Here is a 1043-nt window from a genome sequence, read left to right as displayed (position 1 = left end):
ACTCAGCCCTTAAATCTAACCAGCCTTTAAACCGTCCAACTTATTGGGGTCAGTTCAGAGTGGCGGGCATTTGTGTGTCAATGTTCGTATATTTGGGATCTGGTTGCGGGGGCAGGATTTGAAGTTTCTGTCCCGCTGCGTCGGCTTCGCCTTCTTGCGGGCCCCTGAGGAGGCGTTAAATCCTCGACCCGTTACGAGATACACAAAAGCCCGCACGAGGCGGGCCTTTGTGTATCTGGTTGCGGGGGCAGGATTTGNGGCCCCTGAGGAGGCGTTAAATCCTCGACCCGTTACGAGATACACAAAAGCCCGCACGAGGCGGGCCTTTGTGTATCTGGTTGCGGGGGCAGGATTTGAACCTGCGGCCTTCAGGTTATGAGCCTGACGAGCTACCGGGCTGCTCCACCCCGCGTTATTGTATTCCGAGCTGTTTGAGCCCGGGAGCGCTGTCAGGCGTAACCTGACGAGGTGAGGCCGTGAAGGAATCGATCGAGTGGATCGATTTCAGGCCGAACGGGCTGCTCCACCCCGCGCCATGCGCAAATCGCTGGGATTTGCTGGTGTATTATAACACGAAAGGCCGCTTTGTGAGCGGCCCTTTTGTTTCGGCTTTGGGCCGTTTGTTTGGTGATGAGAAGATTGATTAGTTGCGCTTTGCAGACCTGGCAGCGACCTACTCTCCCGCGTCTTAAGACGAAGTACCATGGGCGCAGGGGCGTTTCACGGCCGTGTTCGGAAAGGGAACGGGTGCAGCCACCCCGCCATAACCACCAGGTCGGCAAAGCGCAACTATATGTTTTGAGAAGCTGGCAGGCATTAGCCTGTTTTCTTTTTTTGAACACGTCTTTGGAACCTCTTCTGACTGCGGATGCTTGTGGCACCCATACAGGCCAGAGGCCGTCGCGCTTGGTAGCGCGGGCCGTCCGCAGCGCCATTGGCGCGTCAGGACAAAGGTCTTGCATCATCGATCCGGACGACCGCTTTGCGGTCGCCTTGAGATGAGCATAGTCAATGAGAACGATCAAGCCGATCGAGCTATTAGT

1 protein-coding gene, 1 tRNA gene and 1 rRNA gene are annotated in these 1043 nt (G+C 56.2%); 1 reads left to right on the top strand and 2 read right to left on the bottom strand.

The window, feature by feature from the left end:
- Positions 1-335 precede the first annotated feature (335 nt).
- Positions 336-412, bottom strand: a tRNA-Met gene (locus BS629_RS21430).
- 64 nt (positions 413-476) lie between these two features.
- Here BS629_RS21430 and BS629_RS38955 point away from each other — a divergent pair.
- Positions 477-647: a hypothetical protein gene (locus BS629_RS38955; RefSeq protein ID WP_018243388.1), complete on the top strand. Its 171-nt coding sequence runs from the start codon at positions 477-479 to the stop codon at positions 645-647.
- Positions 648-660: 13 nt separating this feature from the next.
- Here the strand turns inward: BS629_RS38955 and rrf are convergent.
- Positions 661-775 (bottom strand): 5S ribosomal RNA (gene rrf / locus BS629_RS21425).
- Positions 776-1043 lie beyond the last annotated feature (268 nt).

The sequence above is a fragment of the Rhizobium leguminosarum bv. viciae USDA 2370 genome, assembly GCF_002008365.1.
Classification (GTDB): Bacteria; Pseudomonadota; Alphaproteobacteria; order Rhizobiales; family Rhizobiaceae; genus Rhizobium; species Rhizobium leguminosarum.
The sequence above is the reverse complement of the archived record's forward strand: the minus strand, read 5'-3'. Positions and strand labels throughout refer to the sequence as shown.